At 71.2% G+C, this 19,438-nt stretch carries 20 protein-coding genes and 2 pseudogenes; 10 read left to right on the top strand and 12 right to left on the bottom strand.

Annotation, left to right across the window (positions count from 1 at the left end; translation table 11 throughout):
• The first annotated feature begins 301 nt into the window (after nucleotides 1–301).
• From KSF81_RS06265 to KSF81_RS06245, 5 genes are read left to right on the top strand one after another with little or no spacing between them, the layout of a single operon-like run.
• On the top strand, nucleotides 302–1,633 hold the full coding sequence (locus tag KSF81_RS06265; RefSeq protein ID WP_254453385.1) for an ABC transporter substrate-binding protein: 1,332 nt from the start codon (nucleotides 302–304) through the stop codon (nucleotides 1,631–1,633).
• Nucleotides 1,630–2,382, top strand: coding sequence for an ABC transporter ATP-binding protein (locus KSF81_RS06260; RefSeq protein ID WP_309139488.1), 753 nt, complete (start codon nucleotides 1,630–1,632; stop codon nucleotides 2,380–2,382). Before KSF81_RS06265 ends, KSF81_RS06260 begins: the two co-directional genes overlap by 4 nt.
• Nucleotides 2,379–3,137 (top strand): ABC transporter ATP-binding protein, encoded by a 759-nt coding sequence (locus tag KSF81_RS06255; RefSeq protein WP_217378238.1) that lies wholly within the window; start codon nucleotides 2,379–2,381, stop codon nucleotides 3,135–3,137. Before KSF81_RS06260 ends, KSF81_RS06255 begins: the two co-directional genes overlap by 4 nt.
• Nucleotides 3,107–3,961 (top strand): branched-chain amino acid ABC transporter permease, encoded by an 855-nt coding sequence (locus KSF81_RS06250; protein ID WP_217378237.1) that lies wholly within the window; start codon nucleotides 3,107–3,109, stop codon nucleotides 3,959–3,961. The genes KSF81_RS06255 and KSF81_RS06250 overlap by 31 nt, the downstream gene beginning before the upstream one ends.
• Nucleotides 3,958–4,968, top strand: coding sequence for a branched-chain amino acid ABC transporter permease (locus KSF81_RS06245; RefSeq protein ID WP_217378236.1), 1,011 nt, complete (start codon nucleotides 3,958–3,960; stop codon nucleotides 4,966–4,968). Before KSF81_RS06250 ends, KSF81_RS06245 begins: the two co-directional genes overlap by 4 nt.
• 40 nt (nucleotides 4,969–5,008) lie before the next feature.
• Here the strand turns inward: KSF81_RS06245 and KSF81_RS06240 are convergent, their stop codons facing one another.
• Genes KSF81_RS06240 through KSF81_RS06230 form a run of 3 tightly spaced genes read right to left on the bottom strand, consistent with a single transcriptional unit; the run spans nucleotide 5,009 to nucleotide 8,719 of the window.
• Nucleotides 5,009–5,800 (bottom strand): hypothetical protein, encoded by a 792-nt coding sequence (locus tag KSF81_RS06240; protein WP_254453384.1) that lies wholly within the window; start codon nucleotides 5,798–5,800, stop codon nucleotides 5,009–5,011.
• Nucleotides 5,801–5,859: 59 nt separating this feature from the next.
• Entirely contained in the window at nucleotides 5,860–7,662 is a 1,803-nt protein-coding gene (locus KSF81_RS06235; RefSeq protein ID WP_217378235.1) for a glycoside hydrolase family 15 protein, read from the bottom strand.
• 10 nt (nucleotides 7,663–7,672) lie between these two features.
• Nucleotides 7,673–8,719: a glucose 1-dehydrogenase gene (locus tag KSF81_RS06230; protein WP_217378234.1), complete on the bottom strand. Its 1,047-nt coding sequence runs from the start codon at nucleotides 8,717–8,719 to the stop codon at nucleotides 7,673–7,675.
• 115 nt (nucleotides 8,720–8,834) lie between these two features.
• Between KSF81_RS06230 and KSF81_RS06225 the strand changes: the two genes are divergently transcribed.
• Nucleotides 8,835–10,259 (top strand): NAD(P)/FAD-dependent oxidoreductase, encoded by a 1,425-nt coding sequence (locus KSF81_RS06225; protein WP_217378233.1) that lies wholly within the window; start codon nucleotides 8,835–8,837, stop codon nucleotides 10,257–10,259.
• Between the two features lie 46 nt (nucleotides 10,260–10,305).
• Here KSF81_RS06225 and KSF81_RS29175 read toward each other — a convergent pair whose 3' ends face one another.
• From KSF81_RS29175 to pcaH, 4 genes and pseudogenes are all read right to left on the bottom strand, one after another.
• Nucleotides 10,306–10,743 carry a 3-keto-5-aminohexanoate cleavage protein gene (locus KSF81_RS29175; protein WP_254453383.1) on the bottom strand — a complete coding sequence of 146 codons (438 nt, stop codon included), beginning with the start codon at nucleotides 10,741–10,743 and terminating at the stop codon, nucleotides 10,306–10,308.
• A 109-nt stretch (nucleotides 10,744–10,852) separates the two neighbouring features.
• A pseudogene (locus tag KSF81_RS29170) lies at nucleotides 10,853–11,143 on the bottom strand (3-keto-5-aminohexanoate cleavage protein); the annotation flags it as partial.
• A 3-nt stretch (nucleotides 11,144–11,146) separates the two neighbouring features.
• A complete protein-coding gene (gene pcaG, locus KSF81_RS06215) occupies nucleotides 11,147–11,668 on the bottom strand; it encodes a protocatechuate 3,4-dioxygenase subunit alpha (protein ID WP_217378232.1) in 522 nt (173 codons plus the stop codon).
• Complete coding sequence (gene pcaH, locus KSF81_RS06210) at nucleotides 11,668–12,390, bottom strand: protocatechuate 3,4-dioxygenase subunit beta (protein WP_217378231.1); 723 nt, start codon at nucleotides 12,388–12,390, stop codon at nucleotides 11,668–11,670. Before pcaH ends, pcaG begins: the two co-directional genes overlap by 1 nt.
• Before the next feature lie 195 nt (nucleotides 12,391–12,585).
• Between pcaH and KSF81_RS06205 the strand changes: the two genes are divergently transcribed.
• The 3 genes from KSF81_RS06205 to KSF81_RS06195 all read left to right on the top strand — a co-directional run bounded on the left by KSF81_RS06205 (nucleotide 12,586) and on the right by KSF81_RS06195 (nucleotide 14,849).
• The gene (locus tag KSF81_RS06205) at nucleotides 12,586–13,371 is read left to right on the top strand and encodes an MFS transporter (RefSeq protein ID WP_217378230.1); all 786 of its coding nucleotides are present in this window, start codon (nucleotides 12,586–12,588) and stop codon (nucleotides 13,369–13,371) included.
• Entirely contained in the window at nucleotides 13,323–13,820 is a 498-nt protein-coding gene (locus tag KSF81_RS06200) for a hypothetical protein (RefSeq protein WP_217378229.1), read from the top strand. The genes KSF81_RS06205 and KSF81_RS06200 overlap by 49 nt, the downstream gene beginning before the upstream one ends.
• Nucleotides 13,821–13,997: 177 nt before the next feature.
• Nucleotides 13,998–14,849: an IS5 family transposase gene (locus KSF81_RS06195; RefSeq protein ID WP_217377308.1), complete on the top strand. Its 852-nt coding sequence runs from the start codon at nucleotides 13,998–14,000 to the stop codon at nucleotides 14,847–14,849.
• A gap of 4 nt (nucleotides 14,850–14,853) precedes the next feature.
• Here the strand turns inward: KSF81_RS06195 and KSF81_RS06190 are convergent, their stop codons facing one another.
• Both KSF81_RS06190 and KSF81_RS06185 read right to left on the bottom strand, forming a co-directional pair.
• Nucleotides 14,854–15,123, bottom strand: a complete 270-nt coding sequence (locus KSF81_RS06190) for a hypothetical protein (protein ID WP_217378228.1) — start codon at nucleotides 15,121–15,123, stop codon at nucleotides 14,854–14,856.
• 14 nt (nucleotides 15,124–15,137) lie between these two features.
• Nucleotides 15,138–15,620 carry a peroxiredoxin gene (locus tag KSF81_RS06185; protein ID WP_217378227.1) on the bottom strand — a complete coding sequence of 161 codons (483 nt, stop codon included), beginning with the start codon at nucleotides 15,618–15,620 and terminating at the stop codon, nucleotides 15,138–15,140.
• Nucleotides 15,621–15,752: 132 nt separating this feature from the next.
• Between KSF81_RS06185 and KSF81_RS06180 the strand changes: the two genes are divergently transcribed.
• Nucleotides 15,753–16,355, top strand: a complete 603-nt coding sequence (locus KSF81_RS06180; RefSeq protein WP_217378226.1) for a YqgE/AlgH family protein — start codon at nucleotides 15,753–15,755, stop codon at nucleotides 16,353–16,355.
• Between the two features lie 32 nt (nucleotides 16,356–16,387).
• Here KSF81_RS06180 and KSF81_RS06175 read toward each other — a convergent pair whose 3' ends face one another.
• From KSF81_RS06175 to KSF81_RS06165, 3 genes and pseudogenes are all read right to left on the bottom strand, one after another.
• Entirely contained in the window at nucleotides 16,388–17,380 is a 993-nt protein-coding gene (locus KSF81_RS06175; protein WP_217378225.1) for a tripartite tricarboxylate transporter substrate binding protein, read from the bottom strand.
• Between the two features lie 125 nt (nucleotides 17,381–17,505).
• On the bottom strand, nucleotides 17,506–18,372 hold the full coding sequence (locus tag KSF81_RS06170; RefSeq protein WP_309139487.1) for a TIGR01459 family HAD-type hydrolase: 867 nt from the start codon (nucleotides 18,370–18,372) through the stop codon (nucleotides 17,506–17,508).
• Nucleotides 18,369–19,413: pseudogene (locus KSF81_RS06165) on the bottom strand (quinone-dependent dihydroorotate dehydrogenase). Before KSF81_RS06165 ends, KSF81_RS06170 begins: the two are co-directional and overlap by 4 nt.
• Nucleotides 19,414–19,438 lie beyond the last annotated feature (25 nt).

Below are 19,438 nucleotides of genomic sequence, written 5' to 3'. Positions count from 1 at the left end.
CGGCGCTTGTCAAATGGCGGCGGCGAGGCCGGCGCGGCATCCCACCTGACGGAATCGGAGCGCTGCAACCACGTCGTGCTTGACGGCTGGCACCTCCTCGCCCTTTGCTTCGGGAACAACACAGCGGGCGAATGCGCGGGCGAGGGTGAAGACAGGGGCAGGGCCAATGTCGCCTGGCCTGCCGTCTCCGCCCTCCTCCCGCCCTCCTTGTCCCGCCCAGCCCACGCCCAAGGCGGCTGCCCCAGGCGCCGCTGCCACGCAGAATCAGCCGCAAAGACGGCGGATCAGGGAGGAGAAGCCGATGCACGGCAACGAAATCACGCGGCGCGGCCTGGTGCAGGCGGGCGCGGCGCTCGGGCTGGCGGCGACCGTGCCGGCGGCGGCACGCGCCCAGGGCCCGGCCCGCGGCGAGCCGCTGCGGGTGGGCGTGATGACCGACCTCTCCGGCCCCTTTGCCGGCGCCGGCAGCCAGCCGCTGTTCTGGGGCGCCGAGGTCGCCATCGAGATGTTCAACGAGCGCGGTGGCGTGAATGGCCGCCCCGTCCAGGCCGTCACCGCCGATAGCCAGAGCAAGGCCGATACCGCCATCAACGAGGCCGAGCGGCTGCTCGGGCAGGAAGGGCTGGAGGTGGTGACGGGGATCTACTCCTCCGCCCATGCCGTGCCGCTCTCCGGCCGCTTCGAGCAGGCGCGGAAGATCATGTGGATCACCAGCGCCATCTCCTCCGCCGTGCTGAAGGACCGGCACCTGCGCTACGTGTTCCGCCCGACCGTGCATTCCGACCAGTATGCCGAGGGCTCCATCGCCTTCATCCGCGAGCATGCGCAGAAGGGGCTCGGCATGGCGCCCGAGCGCGTGCGCCTCGCCACCATCTATGAGGATGGGCCCTATGGCACCGGCGTCTCCTCGGGGCTGGAGGCGCAGGCCAAGGCCCACAACATGAACATGGTGCTGAAGGAGGCCTATTCCGCCACCGCCGCCGATCTCTCCACCCTGGTGACCAAGCTGCGGCGGGAGCGGCCGGATGTCATGCTGCATGTCGGCTACAACCCGGACATCACCCTGTTCCTGCGCCAGGCCAAGGCGGGCGGGTTGCGCTTCAAGGCGCTGATCGGCCACGGCGCAGGCTATTCGCAGATCGACCGGCTGACCGAGACCTTCGGGAAGGACGTGAACCATTTCTGTAATGTGGACCCGGCCGCGACCGAGATGCTCGACTGGGAGAAGCTGCGGCCGGGCGTCGGCGACCTCGCCAAGGTTTTCGTCGAACGCTTCCGGGCCAAGCACCCGATGCGCGACCTGCCGACCCACGCCTCCATGGGGTTCAACAACACCTGGATCTTCCTGGAGAACGTGCTGAAGCCCGCGGTGCAGAAGACCGGCGGCATGTCCGCCGATGCGCTGCGCGAGGCCGCCTTGCAGGTGGATATCCCGGTGGGCGGCACCATCCAGGGCTATGGCGTGAAGTTCAACCCGCCCGAGGACGTGATGGCCGGGCAGAACGCGCGCAGCATCGCGGTGGTCATGCAGTTCGAGGATGGCAAGTCGCATGTGGTCTGGCCGGATGCCATCGCCGGCAGGCCGCCGGTGCTGCCGCTGCCCTCCACCAACGCCTTCGCGGCGCGTTCGTGAGCGGAGCGCCCGCGCTGCTCCAGGTCGAGCGGCTGACCAAGCGTTTCGGCGGTTTCACCGCGGTGGATGCGGTGTCCTTCTCGGTGGCGGAGGGGCAGATCCTGGGGCTGCTCGGCCCCAACGGCTCCGGCAAGAGCACCACCTTCAACTGCATCGCCGGGATGCTGAAGCCGACCTCCGGCTCGGTCCGGTTGCAGGGGGAGGAGATCGGCGGGCTTTCCGCCGACCAGGTGTGCCGGCGCGGCATCGGCCGGACCTTCCAGATCCCGCGCCCCTTCCGCGATCTCTCGCTGCTGGAGAATGCCCTGCTCGCGGCCTATTACGGCGCCGGCGAGGCGATCGGGCGGGAGGAGGCGGAGACGCGGGCGCGCGACGCGCTGCGGCTCGCGCAACTGCCCGACGACCCGCATGCCGCCACCACCGGCCTCGGCGCGGCAGGGCTCAAGAAGCTGGAGCTGGCGCGGGCGCTCGCCACCCAGCCGCGGCTGCTGCTGGCCGATGAATCGCTCGGCGGGCTGGATGCCGCGGAGATGCGCCAGGCGGCCGACATGCTGAAGCGCATCCGCGACGAGCGCGGCATCACCATCGTCTGGGTCGAGCACATCATGGGCGTGCTTCTCTCCGTGGTGGACCGCGTGGTGGTGCTGGACCATGGCGCGGTGATCTTCGAGGGCACGGCCCAGGCCGCGCAGGAGGATGAACGGGTGGCGGAGGTCTATCTCGGGCCACCCGAGGCGCGCGCCGCATGAGCGGGGTGGGCACGCTGGAACTCTCCGGCATCCATGCCGGCTACGGGGATTTCCAGGCGCTCTTCGGCGTCGACCTACGGGTCGAGCCGGGGGAGGCGGTGGGCGTGGTCGGCCCGAACGGCGCCGGCAAGACCACGCTGCTCCGCGTGATCTCCGGCCTGATCCGCGCCAGCGCGGGCACGCTCCGCTTCGGCGGCGCCGATCTGGCGGCGGTGCCGGCGCATGAGCTGCCGGTGCTCGGCATCGCGCATGTGCCGGAGAACCGGCGCCTGTTCCCGCAACTGACCGTGGAGGAGAACCTCAAGGTCGGCGCCTATATCAAGAGCGCCCGGGCCAGGTTCCAGGAACGCCGCGACCATGTCTTCGAGCTGTTCCCGCGCCTGAAGCAGCGGCGGCACCAATTGGCGGGCACGATGTCGGGCGGCGAGCAGCAGATGTGCGCCATCGGCCGCGCGCTGATGTCGGGCCCGCGCATCCTGCTGCTGGACGAGCCCTCGGCGGGCCTGGCGCCGCTGGTGGTGCAGCAGGTCTTCGACCTGGTGCGCCGCATCCGGCAGGAGGGGCTGACCGTGCTGATCGTGGAGCAGAACGTGGCGCAGGTGCTCCGCGTGGTGGACCGCGCCTATGTGCTGGAAACCGGGCGCGTGGCCGCCGAGGGCGCCTCCGCCGCGCTCGCCGCCGACCCCGCCATCCGCCGCAGCTATCTCGGGGGGGCATTGAGCGCATGGATCCCTTCCTGCTGGAGGCCGTGCTGAACGGGGTGCTGCTCGGCGGCGTCTTCGCGCTGCCGGTGCTCGGGCTGAACCTGGTCTTCGGGGTCGTGGACGTGATCTGGCTCTGCTACGCGGAGCTGGTGATGGTGGGCATGTACATCGTCTGGTTCCTCCATACCCAGGCGGGCTGGCCGCTCGCCCTGGCCTTCGCGACATGCCTGCCGGCGATCGCCGTGCTCGGCCTGCTGCTGCACCTGCTGGTGGTGCGGCCGCTGCTCGCCGCGCCGCCGATCAACCAGGTGCTCGCCACCGGCGGCGTGCTCTTCGTGCTGCAGGGCGCGGCCACGCTGGTCTTCTCCACCGATTTCCGCAGCCTGGGCGTGGAGATGCCGCCGATCGAGCTTGGCGAGGTCTTCGTGTCCGGCACCAAGCTAGCGGCCTTTGTCGCGGCGCTGCTCGGCGCCGCGGTGCTCTGGGCCTTCCTGAAATTCACCTATGTCGGCACCGCCATCCGCGCCATCGCCCGCGACCGGGAGGTGATGCCGCTGATGGGCGTGGACCCGCACCGCATCTACCTGATCGCCTCGGCGGCCGGCGGCGCGCTGGCCGGCCTCGCCGCCTGCCTGCTGGTGGTGCAGCTCGACGTGCATCCCTTCGTCGGCCTGTCCTTCGGGCCGATCACCTTCATGATCTGCGTCATGGGCGGGCTCGGCAACATGCTGGGCGGCTTCCTGGCGGCCTTCCTGATGGGGCTGATCGTCTCGGTCGGCGGCTTCTACGGGGATACCGACATGTCCTATGTGGTCGCCTTCCTGTTCTTCATCCTGGTCATGTTCATCCGGCCGCAGGGGCTGTTCACAAGATGAGCGGGCTGGTCCTTCCGGTGGCGGTGCTGGCGGCGCTGGCCTGCGTGCCGCTGCTCTCGCCGCCCGACTACTTCATGCACCTGCTGGTCACGGGGCTGCTCACCGCGCTGGCGGGCACCGGCTGGGCGCTGATGGGGCGTTACCGGCTGGTCTCCTTCGGCCATGGCGCCTTCCTGGGCATCGGCGCCTATGTCATGGGGCTGCTCTGGAACTACTACGGCATCTCGCCCTGGCTCGGCGTGCCCATCGGCGTCGCGGCGGCGGTGGGGGCCGGGCTGCTGCTCGGCTATCCCTGTTTCCAGTTGCGCGTGGTGGGGCATTACTTCGCGTTGGTGACGCTGGCGGCGGGCGAGATCGTGCGGATCCTGATCGTCGCGCTGCGCGACGTCACCGGCGGCTCGCTCGGCATGACGCCGCATCAGGCGCCGCCAGGAGGCGCCTTCGCGGCGATGCAATTCGACAAGGCCGGCTTCTGGTGGGTCGCATTGGCGGCCTGGGCCCTGGGGCTGCTCGCCTGGCGGGTGCTGGACCGCTCCATGACCTCCAAGGCGCTGGCGGCGATCGCGGAGGATGAGGATGCGGCCGCCTCCATTGGCATCCGGGTGACGCGGGAGAAGCTGAAGCTCACCATGCTCTCCGTTGCGCTGGCCGCGCTGGCCGGGGCGCTGACGGGGCAGTACCGCATGTACCTGAACCCGGAATCCCTCGCCGGCCTTGGCATCTCGTTGCAGATCGTCTTCGTCGCCATTGCGGGCGGTATGTACAGCCCGATCGGCCCGACCATCGGCGCGCTGATCACCATCGGGCTGGAAGAATCCTTGCGCGTCGCCTTCGGCACGCAATTCACCGGCGCCGCAGCCTTCGTCTATGGCATCCTGCTGGTGCTGTTCATGATCTTCCTGCCGCGCGGCATCGCCGGGCTGCTGGAGCGACGGGCGGCGGCAAGGCCAGGGCGCAGGCTGGCCGGGGCGGAGGGCACGGTGCCGGCGGTGCAGCCGCCGGGCTGAACGGCCAAGGCCGGGCCCCGCCTTGTATCTTCGGCCCGATTCAGACCTCCGGGCCATGCGGCCCTGCGGTCATCGGGCCGCCCGGCAGCACGCGCTCCAGCGCCACGCCCCGGCAATCCATCTCGAAGTCGAGGCCCGCCACCGGCGGGCGGCAGAATTGCCAGGTGAGGCCGTGCCGCGCGGCGCCGCGCCGCACGATCTCCTCCGCCAGGAAAGGGTGGAGGTCATGCACCGTATAGGCCTGCACCGCTGTGGCCATGGCCCAATCGGCGCCAAGCGCGGCCATGCGCCGCTCCATCTCCCCCAACACCCAGTCTGCCTTGCGGCGCAGCCCGGTGGCGGAGGTGTCGCCCGGCGCCAGGATGTGGTCGCGGTAATTCGGCTTTCCCTCGGGCACCTCGCCGCTGCCGGCCACGATGAAGCCTGATGGCGCCGAGGCTTCCGGCACCGTGTAGCAGAAGGCGTGGAAGGCGGGCTCGGCGGGCGGGTCGATCTCGGGGCAGACATTGCTGCGCGCCACGGGGTTGCGGCCGTCCCGCAGCAGGCCCCATTCCGCCAGCACGCCGGCATAGGCGCGGTTGAAGGCGATGAAGCCCGCCTCCGTGAAGGGGGCGGGGGAGCGCAATTCGCAGGCGCAGAAGGCGCCGCGCGGCCGGCCGAGCGCATCGAGATGCGCGGCGATGCGGCGCCAGCCCTCGGCGATCGGCACCGGATCGGCGAAGCGCGCCCGTTCGATCCGGAAGCCGGGCAGCGCGGCCACGCCGGCGGAATACTGGAATACCCCGGGGATGAAGCGGAAGCCCGCCTCGGGCGCATCGATCGTCGTGGTCATCCATCGCGTTCCTGTAAAGGCTGCAGCCTAGAACATCTCTGGCTGAAGGCCGAAGCGGTTCACGGCACCGGATGGCCGGAACGCTGCTTTGCCGGATTGGCGTCCCGGCTCAGGTTGCGGGCGGTATCCACGAGCGCGATATGCGAGAGCGCCTGCGGGAAATTGCCGACCTGGCGGCCGGCCCGCGGGTCGTATTCCTCCGCCAGCAGCCCGACATCGTTGCGCAGCGCCAGCAGCCGCTCGAACAGCGCGCGCGCTTCCTGCCGGCGGCCGAGCATGACGTAATTGTCGGCGAGCCAGAAGCTGCAGGCCAGGAAGGCGCCCTCGCCGGGCGGCAGGCCGTCATCCGAGGCGCCGGTGTCGTAGCGCAGCACGAAGCCATCCCGCATCAGGTGCTTCTCGATGGCCGCGACCGTGCCGCGCACCCGCGGGTCCTCCGGCGGCAGGAAGCCGACCAGCGGGATCATCAGCAGGCTCGCATCGAGTTGCTTGCCGCCATAGACCTGCACGAAGGAGCCGAGATCCGGGTCGAAGCCCTGGCGGCAGGCGTCGGCATGGATATGCGCCCGCACCGCGCGCCATTCCTCGACGGGACCATCGAGGCCGAATTGCTCGATCCCCCGCACCGCGCGGTCCAGCGCCACCCAGGCCATGACCTTGGAATGGGTGAATTGCCGGCGCGCGCCCCGCGTCTCCCAGAGGCCGTCATCCGGCTTGTCCCAGATCCCGATGAGTTCGTGGACCAGAACCTTCTCCAGATCCCAGGCGGCGCCGAGCGGGTCGAGCCCCGCCACCCGGCCATTGTAGAGGGCGTCCATCACCTCGCCATAGACATCGAGCTGCAATTGGCCCGAGGCGGCATTGCCGATCCGCACGGGGCGGGCGTTCTCGTAGCCCGGCAGCCAGGGCACTTCCCATTCGGCGAGCCGCCTTTCGCCGGCAAGCCCGTACATGATCTGCAGCTTGTCCGGGCTGCCGGCCACCGCCCGCAACAGCCATTCGCGCCACGCCGCCGCTTCAGCGGAATAGCCGGCATTCATGAGGGTGAGCAGAGTGAAGGTGGCGTCGCGCAGCCAGCAGTAACGGTAGTCCCAGTTCCGCGTGCCGCCGAGCTGTTCGGGCAGGGAGGTCGTGGCGGCGGCGACGATGCCGCCGGTTTCATGATGCGCCAGCGCCCGAAGCGTGATGAGGGAACGTCGGACCGCCTCGGTCCATTCGCCCTCCGGCTCGCAACGGTCGGACCACGCCTGCCAGGCGCGGCTTTCCGCCTCGATCACCATGGCCGCCTCGACCGGCCCGGGAAGGTCGCGATAGGAGAGTGTCCAGGTCAGGACGAAGGGCACCTCCTGCCCCACCTCGACAGCGAAATCCGCGACCGTGGTCAGGTTCTCGCCATGCAGCGGGGCCGGCGTCGCCAGTACGAGCCGGTTGGGGCCGGCGATGGCGCAGAGCCGACCATCGGCCAGGCGCGACACCCAGGGCACGTCCTTGCCATAGTCGAAACGGATCACGAGATCGCAGCGCATGGCGACACGGCCGCGCTCGCCACGCACCAGGCGCACGATGTCCTTGGCGCCGTCGCGGCGCTGCATGCAATCGGTCACGACAACGGCGCCCTCGGCCGTCTCGAAGCGGGTTTCGAGCACCAGGGTGCCGTCGCGGTAGCGCCGCGAGACGCGCGGGGCGGGGTCGCAGGGCGCGATGCGCCAGCGCCCGTTCTCCGCGGTGCCGAGCAATGCCGCGAAGCAGGCCGGACTGTCGAAGCGCGGCAGGCACAGCCAGTCGATGGCGCCGTCGCGCCCGACCAGCGCCATGGTTTCGCGGTTGCCGATGACGGCATAGTCCTCGATTCGGTTCGGCATGGGGCCCCGCTCAGAGCGTGAAATCGATCACCACCTTGATGTCGTCGGGCTGCCGAGTCAGGGCCCGCTGCCAGCGGCCGAGCGGCTCCCGCCGCGAGATCAGCCTGCCGAGCCAGGCCTGGTCCGCCTTGGCGAGCGCCTCCGCGGCCGCCTGGTAGTGGCGCAGATTGGCGTTCACGGTGCCGAACATCACATTGTTGTCCAGCACCATGTCCCGGTTCAGCATGCCGACATCGACGCTGATCCTGCGCCCGCCGGAGGACACGCCCGCCAGGCAGACGATGCCATCCGCCGCAAGCTGCAACGTCGCATCCATCACCAGCGAGGCGGCGCCCGTGCATTCCACGACGATATCGGGATGGATGCCGATCCCCGCCATCGGGCCGCTGTGGTAGGTGCCGCCCAGGTTCCGCACCAGTTGCGGCTTCGGTCCCTCCGTCACCCGGTCCAGGACATGCACATCGAGGCCCCGCTGCCTGCCGAGCAGGGCCGCCAGCAGGCCGATCGGGCCGGCACCGGTGACCAGCACCGTGGCTGGTTCCCACCGCGCCCGCCGGCCGATCCGCTCGATATGCTCCCAGGCCTTGGCGACGACGCTGGCCGGTTCGAGCAGGACGCCGAGGGCATCGAGCCCGGGGGCGAGCTTCACCAGGAAATCCGGCTCGATCCTGAACCGCTCGGAGGCGTAGCCGTGCCGCTCCTTGATGCCGCGTTCGGTGTAGCGGCCGTTGCGGCACATGTCCCATTCGCCGATGCCGCAGGCGATGCAGGGCACCGGGTCGGGCCGGCGGACGATGCCGACCACGCGGTCGCCCGCGCTGAAGCCGCTGCCCGCCGGCGCCGCCTCGACCTCGCCCAGCGATTCATGGCCGAGGATCAGCCGCTCCTCGCCCCGCGGCGGCCAGCCATACTGGCCCGAGACGATCTCCGCATCGGTGCCGCAGACACCGACGGCGAGGGTCCGCACCAGGATGGGGCCATCCGAGGCGGGGGGCTCGGGCATCTCGACGACCGCCGCCGAATTCGCCTTGCCCGGAATGACCGTGAGCGCCCGCATCGCCGCATGCTCCTGCCATGGGTCGGACGGGCTTTGCCGCCCATGGTCCGCGCCGCATGAACGCCACAGCGCAAGCCGGCGTTCAATCGGGCGAACCCTGTGGATTGGTCCTGCCATGCATCTTGAACGGAACCTCCTCGGCACGGCCGCCCTGCTCGGCGCGGGGGCGGCGCTAGGCTACGTGGTGGCCCGTGGCCGGGCGGAGCGGCCGGGCGGCAGCCGGCCGGAGCAGTGCCATCGGGTGGTCATCCTCGGCGCCGGCTTCGCGGGGCTGGAGGTGGCGAAGGGCCTCGGCGGCCGGCGCGGCGTCTCGGTCACGGTGCTCGACCGGCGCAACCACCACCTGTTCCAGCCGCTGCTCTACCAGGTCGCGACCGCGGCCCTTTCGCCGGGCGACATCGCCTCCCCCATCCGCGCCGTCCTGGCCGGGCGGAAGAACTGCCTGGTGCTGCTCGAGGAAGTCACGGGGATCGACCTGGCCGCCCACCAGGTGGTCACGCAGGCCCGGCGCATCCCCTATGACACGCTGGTCGTCGCGACCGGATCGGAGACCGGCTTCTTCGGCCATGACGACTGGGCCCGCAATGCCGGCGGCCTCAAGAGCCTCGATGATGCCCTCGGGTTGCGCCGCCGCATCCTGCTGGCCTTCGAGCGCGCGGAACGCAGCGGCGACGCCGCCGAGCGTGCCCGCTGCCTGACCTTCGTGCTGGTCGGCGGCGGGCCGACCGGCGTGGAGATGGCGGGCGCCATCGCCGAACTCGCACGGCACACGCTGGCCGCGGACTTCCGGCGCATCGACCCGCGCCGCGCCCGCATCCTGCTGATCGAGGCCGCCCCGCGCATCCTCGGGCATTTCCCGGCCGGGCTCGCGGACCGCGCGGCGCAGGACCTCCGCAGGATGGGGGTGGAGATCCGCACCGGAGCCGAAGTCACCGCCATCGAGCCCGGCATCGTCCATCTGCGGGACGAGCGGCTGCCGGCCGAGACCATCATCTGGACCGCGGGCGTGCAGGCGACGCCGGTGGCGGCCTGGCTGGGGGTGCAGCCCGGCCATGGCGGCGGCGTGCCGGTCGGCGCCGACCTCACCCTGCCCGGCCATCCCGAGGTCTTCGTGATCGGCGATGCGGCGCTGACGCCGGGACCGCATGGCGGCACCCTGCCCTGGCTCGCCGCCGTGGCCAGGCAGCAGGGCATCCATGTCGCGCGGGCGATCCGGGCAAGGCTGCGCGGTGCACGCGCCCTGCCCCGCTTCCACTACCGGGATTACGGGACGCTGGCGACGATCGGCCGCAACAAGGCGATCGCCGATCTCGGCTGGGCGCATGTCTCGGGCTTTCCGGCCTGGCTGCTCTGGGCCGTCACCCATATCTTCTTCCTGATCGGCTTCCGCAGCCGCACCGTGGTCGCGACCGAATGGCTCTTCGCCTATCTGACCTCACGGCGCGGCGTGCGGTTGATCACGGGGCGCCGGCCGGTGCCCGGCAGGCGCCCGGCTGGCGGCGCATCCCAGGCGGCGATTGCCGCGGATGCGCCGCGATGACGGTCCGGGGCGGGATCACCGCGCCGGCCGGGAGGGCAGAGGCCCGCTATGCGGCCGGCGCCAGGCCGAGCATCGCGCGGGCCTGCGCCGGCCTGGCCACCGGCCGGCCATACTCGGCGCAGAGCGCGGCGACGCGGCCGACCAGCTCGGCATTGCTGGCGGCGAGCCGGGTCCTGTCCCAGCGGATGTTGTCCTCGAGCCCGGTGCGGCAATGCCCGCCCATCTCCAGCGCCCAGTGGTTCACCTCCAACTGGTGGCGGCCGATGCCGGCGGCGGTCCAGGTGGCACCCGGCAGCAGCTCGCGCAGCTTCGCCACCTCGAATTCCAGGATGTCGCGCCGCGCCGGCAGGGCGTGCTTCACGCCGAAGACGAATTGCACATGCGGCGGCGGGGCGATGAGACCCTCCGCCACCAGGCCATGGGTGTTGTAGAGCATCGCCAGGTCGAAGACCTCGATCTCCGGCTTGATGCCGCCCTCCAGCATGGTCTTCGCCAGGCTGCGGACGAAATCCGGCGGGTTCTCGTAGACGATGGTCGGGGAAATTCACGCTGCCGGTGGCCAGCGATGCCATGTCCGGCCGCAGGTGCAGCATGGCGCCGCGCTGGTCGAGCGAACGGCCGCGCCCGCCAGTCGAGAACTGGATGATGATGTCGGGGCAATGCTTGCGGATGCCCTGCTGCAGCGCCTCGAAGCGCCAGGGATCGCTGCTCGAATTCTCCTGCTCGTCGCGCACATGCACATGCACCAGCGCGGCGCCGGCCTCCCAGGCGGCATGGGTGCTCTCGACCTGCTCCGGCACCGAGATCGGCACCGCCGGGTTGTCCTTCTTGCGCGGCACCGATCCGGTGATGGCGACGGAGATGATGCAGGGCTCGCCCGACATGGCTCAGACCTCCAGGAAGACCGTTTCACCCTCGCCTTGCAGGACCATGTCCAGGCGCCAACTGCCCGGCCCCTCCGCCCTGGCGATGAGCGTCGCGCGCTCCGCCGGGTCCGCGAGGGAGGAGAGCAGCGGGTCCATCTCGTTCAACGGATCATCCGCGAAGTAGATGCGGGTGCGGAGCCCGGTCATCAGCCCGCGCGCCAGGATGGTCACGGCCAGATGCGGCGCCTGCTGGGCATTGCCGCGGCCGGGCACCGGACCGGGCTTCAGGGTGGTGAAGCGGAAGCGGCCCTCGGCATCGGTCCCGGCGCGGCCGAAGCCGGGAAAGCGCGCATCGGCGGGCGGGCTGGCCTGCCAGATCTCGACGCAGGCATCGGTAACGGGCGCGCCAACACCGTCGATGATGCGGCCGGTGACGGTGATGCGCTCGCCCTCGGCACCGAACCGCGTCAGGTCGGCCCATTCCGGGTGCTCGACCAGGTGCCAATAGGGGCCGATGGTCTGGCTGGCCGTGGCGGCGGGCATCAATGCGCCTCCTCCTCGGCGTCGGCCTCGAAGGGCGTGGCGCCGCGGCCGCGCAGCGTGATGTCGAAGCGGTAGCCGAGCGCGAATTCCGGCTGGGTGATGCCGAGATCGAAGCGGCTCACCAGCCGCTCCCGCGCCCCGGCATCCTCGATGGCGTGGTAGATCGGGTCGAGTTCCAGCAGCGGGTCGCCCGGGAAATACATCTGCGTCACCAGGCGCTGCGCGAAGCCGGTGCCAAACAGCGAGAGGTGGATATGCACCGGCCGCCAGGCATTGGTGTGGTTGCGCCAGGGATAGGCGCCGGGCTTGATGGTCAGGAAGCGGTAGCGGCCCTCCGCATCGGTGAAGACGCGGCCCTCGCCATGGAAATTCGGGTCGGCCGGCGCATCATGCGTATCGGCCGGATGGTCGTAGCGGCCGGCCGCATTGGCCTGCCAGATCTCGATCATGGTGTGCGGCACCGGGCGGCCATCCTCGTCCAGCACCTGGCCGGCGACGATGATGCGCTCGCCGAGCGGCGCGCCCCGGCCGAGCCTGGTCAGATCGGCCATTTCCGGGAAATGCGCCGGCGAGAAGGCCGGACCGGTGGTTTCCGTCACCGTATGCGGCAGGCGATGCGGCGCCCGCCCGGGGTGGCGGATCCGCGTGCTGCCATAGCCCGACGCGTCGAGCGGCGGCTGGGTGCCGGCGGCGAAGGGCCGGAAGGGCACGGGGTCGGACATGCTGAGGCTCCGCGGCGGGAGGGGCGGCGCGACCGCCAGGGCGCGCCATGGGCAGGGCCATTCCAGCGTAATACCGCCGGCGCGGATAGCCTCGCCTTATTTGCGCCCCCCGGCTCCGGCATCATTGCGCCCGGCTATAGGCTCCGCCGCGCCGCCATGCCTTAATCCCGGCGCAGCAGGGCGGGGAGGAACGGCATGGCACCGGCGCAGCAGGCAGCCAGCATCGAATCCCGCACCTCCTGGGTGGTTGCCATCGCTGCCGTCATCATCCTGTCCGTCTCCTCCGGCGCGCCCATCATCGTGGTGGTGGCGCTGCGCCAGATCGCCACCGACATGGGCGAGGTCCGGGCCATTCCGGCGCTTGCCTCCTCCCTCGCCTATCTCGGCGCCGGGGCCGGCGGGGTGCTGATGGGCTGGCTCGCCGGGCGGATCGGCACGCGGGTGGTGGCGATCACCGGCGGCGCCATGGTCTGCGGCGGGCTGCTGCTGGCGGCGGGCGGCGCGCCCTGGCAATTGCTGCTGGGCTACGGGCTGCTGGTCGGGTTCTTCGGCAATGGCGCGCTGTTCCCGCCACTGATGACCTATGTGTCGCTCTGGTTCGACCGGCGGCGGGGCACCGCGCTGGCGCTGGTTTCCTCCGGCCAGTATATCGCCGGGGCGCTCTGGCCGGCGCTGTTCGAGGCAGCCGTCGCGACCCATGGCTGGCAGCGCACCATGCTGGGCTTCGGCCTCTTCGTCGCCGTCATCACCATGCCGCTGGCGGCGCTGGTGCTGCGGCCGCCCCCCCCGCCCTGCCGGCCGCGGGCGGCGCCGGTGGCGGGCCGCTGCCCGGCGGGCGGGCCCTGGGCCTGCCGCCCAACCTCGCCCTGGCGGCGCTGGCCTTCGCCTCCTTCCTCTGCTGCGTGCCGATGGCGATGCCGGCGGCGCATCTGGTGGCCTTCTGCAGCGACATCGGCATCCTGGCCTCGCGCGGGGCGCTGATGCTCTCGGTGCTGCTGGCCACGGCCTTCCTGGCGCGGCAGCTCTGGGGCTGGGTCGCCGACCGGATCGGCGGGCTGAATACGGTGCTGGCCGGCTCGGCCTGCCAGGTCCTCGGCATGGCGGGTTTCCTGATGACCCAGGACGAGGCCGGGCTGTTCCTCGTCGCGGCCGCCTATGGCCTCGGCTTCAGTGGCATCGTGCCGGCCTATGTGCTGACGGTGCGGGAGCTCTTCCCGGCGCGGGAGGCCGCCTGGCGGGTGCCGGTGCTGCTGTTCTGCAGCCTGGGCGGCATGGCGGCCGGCGCCTGGCTGGCCGGCTTCCTCTATGACCGCTTCGGCAGTTACGCGATCGCCTGGGAGGTGGGGATCGCCTTCAACCTGGCCAATCTGGCGCTGGTCGGCACATTGGCGCTGCGCCAGGGCCCGCGGCTGCGGCCGGCCCTGGCCTGAGCGGCCCGATCGCCCGCAGGCGAAGCCGAAGGGCGTGAATCGGTCCGCAGGATACAAGCAGCCCGATCGTCCGCAGGCGAAGCCGGAGGGCGTGAACCGGCCCGCAAGGAAACAAGCCGGGGTGGCTTAGAGCGTATCCCAGTAGGAGGATGATCCTCGGCTCTCCATCTACCTGGGATGACGAGAGGGACTGCACGGAAAGCGAGGAAGTGGCGCGTTCGGGACGACGGCTGGCGGTTGCCGGACGCGCTCTGGGCCAAGATGGGGCCACTGCTGCCACCACGCCCGCCGCACCCACTGGGCTGCCACAACCCGCGGGTGCCGGACCGGGCGGCGATGGACGCCATCTTCTTCGTGCTGCGCACGGGGTGTCAGTGGAATGCGCTGCGGGAGACCACGATCTGCTCGTCGTCCTCGGCGCACCGGCGCTTCCAGGAGTGGCTCGCGGCCGGGGTCTTCGCGGCGTTCTGGCGCGAGGGCCTGCTGGCCTACGACGCACTGCGTGGCATCGCCTGGACCTGGTTGGCGCTGGACGGGGCGATGGGCAAGGCGCCGCTGGGTGGCGAGAAAACCGGCCGCAACCCGACGGACCGCGGCAAGCGCGGGGTGAAGCGCCTGGTGCTGACCGACGGCCGCGGCGTCCCGCTCGGGGCGACCATCGACGGGGCCAACCGCAACGATCACAAGCTGATGCGGGAGACGCTCGAGGCCATCCCGATCGAGCGGCCCGAACCGACCCGCCGTCGACCGCAGCACCTCTGCCTCGACAAGGACTTCGACTACGACGAGCCGCGCGCCCTGGCCGAGGAGTTCGGCTTCACCCTGCACCTGCGCACACGCGGCGAGGAGGTCAGCGCCAAGCGTCACGCCCGGGCCAAGGCGCGGCGCTGGGTGGTGGAGCGCACGCATTCATGGCTCCATCGGTTCCGCTCGATCCTGATCCGCTGGGCCAAGAAACCCAGCAACTACCTCGCGCAGCTCCACTTCGCACTCGCCATCATCACCTGGCGACATGCCCTACCGGGATAGGCTCTTAGCGGCCGGCGATCAACTTGCGGGCATTGGCCCTGACCCGCCGATGCGCCGGCGCCATGGCCGCGGCCAGTACCGCCGGGGCCGCGGCCCCGGCCAGTGTGGCCTTCCCGGCCGCGGCCAGGCCCAGCGCGAAGGCACGCTGCTTCTCCAGCGCATAGGCCGTGAGCTGCGCCTGCGCCTGGGCCGGCTCCGCCCACAACTGCATGGAACGCAGCGTGAAGACGAAGCCGGCCTGCCAGGCGAAGATCGTGGCGGTGAAGGGGTCCACGGGCCCTGGCTGGGTCAAAGCGCCGCCAGGACGGATTCGGCGCGGCTCACCTCGAAGGCACCCGGCGCCTCCACGGCGATATGCGTGACCTTGCCGTCCTTGGCCACCAGGGCGAAGCGCTGGCTGCGGGTGCCGAGGCCGCGGGCATTCAGGTCCAGTTCCAGCCCGAGCTTCCTCGTGAAGTCGGCGCTGCCATCGGCCAGCATCATCACCTTGTCGCCGACGCCCTGGTCCTTGCCCCAGGCGCCCATGACGAAGGCGTCGTTCACCGCCATGCAGGCCACAACATCGGCGCCCTTGGCCTTCAACTGGTCGAAATTCTGCACGAAGCCGGGCAGGTGCTTGGCCGAGCAGGTGGGGGTGAAGGCGCCGGGGACGCCGAAGAGCACCACCGTCTTGCCGGCGAAAAGCTCGTCCGTGGAGACCTCCTTCGGGCCTTCGGCTGTGGCTTGCGTCAGCTTCGCCGAGGGAATCTTGTCGCCGACCTTGATCGTCATGGGCTTCTCCTGTCCGATCCCCCGGATGTAGCCGCTCCGCCCCCGCCTGTCACCGCCGGCCTGGCGCATCCGGGAGCACCAGCCGGGATACCCCGGCTTGCAGGGCGGGAGCCCCGCCGCCATCTTCCCCGCATGGCCCGACGCGTCCGCACCAGCAAGATTCCCGCCTCCAGCCCGGATGAAGGCTATTTCGGCGGCCAGATCCTCATCGCCATGCCCGGGATGCAGGATCCCCGCTTCGCGAAATCCGTCATCTGCCTCTGCGCCCATTCGCCGGAGGGGGCGATGGGCATCATCCTGAACAAGCCGATCGACGGCCTCAGCTTCGACGACCTGCTGAAGCAGCTCGACCTCGAGCCGGTGCCGCCGCAGCGGCGCATCCGCATGCACCAGGGCGGCCCGGTGGAGGGCGGCCGCGGCTTCGTGCTGCATACCAATGACTGGTCGAGCGAGGGGTCGCTGCCGGTGACCGGGGAGCTGTCGCTCACCGCCAGCGTGGATATCCTGAAGGCCATCGCCGGTGGCGGCGGGCCGCGGCTCGGCCTGCTGGCGCTGGGCTATGCCGGCTGGGGGCCAGGCCAGTTAGAGGACGAGATCGCGGCCAATGCCTGGCTCTCCGTGCCTGCGGACGAGGCGCTGCTCTTCGGCGACGGACCCGAGGACAAGTGGCTGCTGGCCATGGCCAAGCTGAAGGTGGACCCGCTGCTGCTCTCGGGTGCCGCCGGCCACGCCTGAGCGGAGTGCAAGGTAGGGAGCCGCCCCGCCGGTCACAGCTGCAGCCGCACCCCCGTCCGCTCCACGATCGCGCCGTATTTGGCGTATTCGCTCACCATGAAGGCGCGGGCATCGGCCAGGCTGTTCGGGCCCTCGGCCGGGTCATGGCCGGCATGCAGCATCCGGTCCCGCACCTGCGGCTCGGCCAGGGTGGCGACCAGGGCGCGGTTCAGCGCCTCCGCCGCCGGCTGCGGCAGGCCGGCAGGGGCGATCAGCAGGAAGAAGCCGCCATCCTCGAAGCCCGGCACGCCGAGTTCCTTCAACGTCGGGATCTCGGGAAACAGCGGGAAGCGGCGCGAGCCCAGCATCGCCACGCCGCGCACCTTGCCCTCCCGCGCCAGCGGCGTGGCCGAGGCCAGGGCGGCGATGCCGAATTGCGCCTCGCCGGTCAGGATCGCCTGCAGCATCTGCGCGCCGCTGCGATAGGGCACGTGCACGAAGCGGGTGCCGAGCGCCTGGGCCAGCATCTCCGACCGCAGGTGCAGCACGCCGCCGACCCCGGAACTGGCATAGGTGAGGGATTCCGGCGGCGCCGCGCGCATTTGCGCCAGCACCTCGGCCGCGGTGGCGCCTGGGAAGCGCTCGGTCACCACCAGCAGGGCGGGCGGCGTGCTGATGACGCCGATATGGGTGAAATCCGTCACCGGATGGTAGCGCGTGCCGCCGACCATCGCATTCGGCGCGGCCGCCGCGGCGCCGGTCTCGGTGACCATGATGGTATGGCCATCCGCCGGCTGGCGCTTCAGCCATTCGGTCGCGATCGCCCCGGCCGCGCCGGGCCGGTTGTCCACCACGATGCGCGCCTCGGGCCCGAGATGCACCGCCATCCGGTCCGCCAGGATGCGGGCGGCGATGTCGGTACTGCCGCCCGGCGCATAGCCGGTGGCCATGGTGATGGGGCGGTCCGGGAAGGCGGCGGCGGCCTGCGGCACCAGGGCGGCGAGCGTGGCGGCGAACAGCGCGAGCGTCAGGCATTGGCGGCGCATGTGGCATTTTCTCCCGATGGTTCTTCTTGCCGGCGGGAGGAGCATCGCCCGCTTCCTGCCGCGAAGGGAACCCCGGGAAGGACGGGGCGGGCGCCCCGGCCAAACCCAGCCCTGGACCGGTCGGCCTACCAGCGCAGCGCCCTGACCGCCGCCAGCGGATCGACCCCCTCGGCCAGCGCCACGGCGCGCAGTTCCTCGGAACTCGGGCTCTCGCCATGCGCATGCGCGGCCAGGCCGGTCAGCGCCCAGAGCGCATCCAGCCCCGCCGCCTGCGCCCCGGCCAGGTCGGTATGCGGGCTGTCGCCGATCGCCAGCACGCGCTTGCGGTCCTGGATGCCGAGCAGCTCCAGCACGGGGTCATAGACCGCCGGGTCGGGCTTCCCCACCTCGAAGACATCGCCGCCGCCCAGGCCGAGATAGAGGTCGGCCAGCGCCCCGGCGCAGATCAGCCGCTCGCCGGCCACCATCACATGCCGGTCCGGGTTGACGCAGAGCATGGGCAGGTGATGCGCCGCCGCCGCCGCCAGCGCCGGGCGGTAGGGGGCGGCATCGGTGGCGCCGCGCTCAGGGTCGGGGCCGGTGTTCAGCAGGAAATCCGCCCGCGCCGGGTCCGTCACCAGCTCGGCAACGCCCTCCTCGACCACCGAGAGGTCGCGCTCCGGCCCGATATGCAGGGCGCGCCGGCCGAGCCTGGCGAACCACGGATGGCTGCGGGCCTTCAGCATCCGCCAGGCGATCTCACCCGAGGAGATGATGCCGTCATAGAGGCCGCGATCCAGCCCCATGCGGTCCAGCATGCCCTCGATGAACCAGGACCGCCGCGGCGCATTGGTCAGGAAGGCCACGCGCTTGCCGCGGGACTTCAGCTCGGCCAGCGCCTCGGGCACGCCGGGATAGGGGCGGCGCCCGTCATGCACCACGCCCCAGAGATCAAGGACGAAGCCGTCATAGCGATCGGCAACCGGCGCGATGCCGTCGAGGATTTCCATCATGTGCTCCCTTGGGCATCGGTGCCGACCGCATCGGCCACGCCGGTGAATCCCTCGCGCCGCAGCAGCGCCGCCAATTCCGCCTTGAGCCGCGGCACCAGCCCCGGCCCGGCATAGGCAAAACCCGTATAGACCTGCACCAGGCTCGCCCCGGCCCGGATCTTCGCCAGCGCATCGGCGCCGCTGGCAACGCCGCCCACCCCCACCAGGGTGAGCCGCCCCCGTGCCAGCCGGAAGCAGGCGCGCAGCACCGCCGTGGACCGCTCCAGCAGCGGCATGCCGGAGAGGCCCCCGGCCTCGGCCCGATGTGGCGAGCGCAGGCTCTCCGGCCGCGCGATGGTGGTATTGGAGACGATCAGGCCGGCCACGCCCTGCGCCACGCAGGTCTCCACCAGCGGCCCCAGCGCCTCCTCGGCGAGGTCGGGCGCGATCTTCACCAGCAGCGGCGGTTGCCGCGGCAGCCCGGCCCGGGTCGCGGCGATGGCCGCCAGGATGCCGGCCAGCCGCTCCTCCCCCCTGGAGATCACGCAACCCCGGCGTATTGGGGGAGGAGACATTGACCACGACGTAATCCGCCAGCGGCGCCAGCGCGGCATGCAGGGCGGGGTAGTCGCGCTCCGGCACCGCCCCCTCCTTGTTCACGCCGATATTGGCCCCGAGCACCGCCGGCAGGGGCCGGGGCAGCGCCGCGAGCCGGGCGCGATACGCCTCCAGCCCGCCATTGTTGAAGCCCATGCGGTTGATGACCGCCCGGTCCTCCGCCAGCCGGAACAGCCGCGGGCGGGGATTGCCCGGCTGCGGCCGGGGCGTGACCGTGCCGGCCTCGACGAAGCCGAAGCCGAGCCGCATCAGCGGCAGCACCGCCACCGCATCCTTGTCGAAACCGGCGGCCAGGCCGATCGGGTTCCGGAAATCGAGGCCGAAGGCGCGGGTCGCCAGCACCGGGTCGTCCGGCGCCGGGTCGCGGCCGGCCAGCCCGGCGGCCAGCGCCCGGAGCGCCAGCCCATGCGCGGTTTCGGCATCGAGTCCCCGCAGCAGGGGCATGAGGGCGGAGGCGAGGCGGGGGGTT

Origin of the sequence: Siccirubricoccus sp. G192 (assembly GCF_019084075.1) — a bacterium.
Classification (GTDB): Bacteria; Pseudomonadota; Alphaproteobacteria; order Acetobacterales; family Acetobacteraceae; genus G192.
Note: the sequence above shows the minus strand (reverse complement) of the source record. Positions and strands in the feature narration are given on the sequence as shown.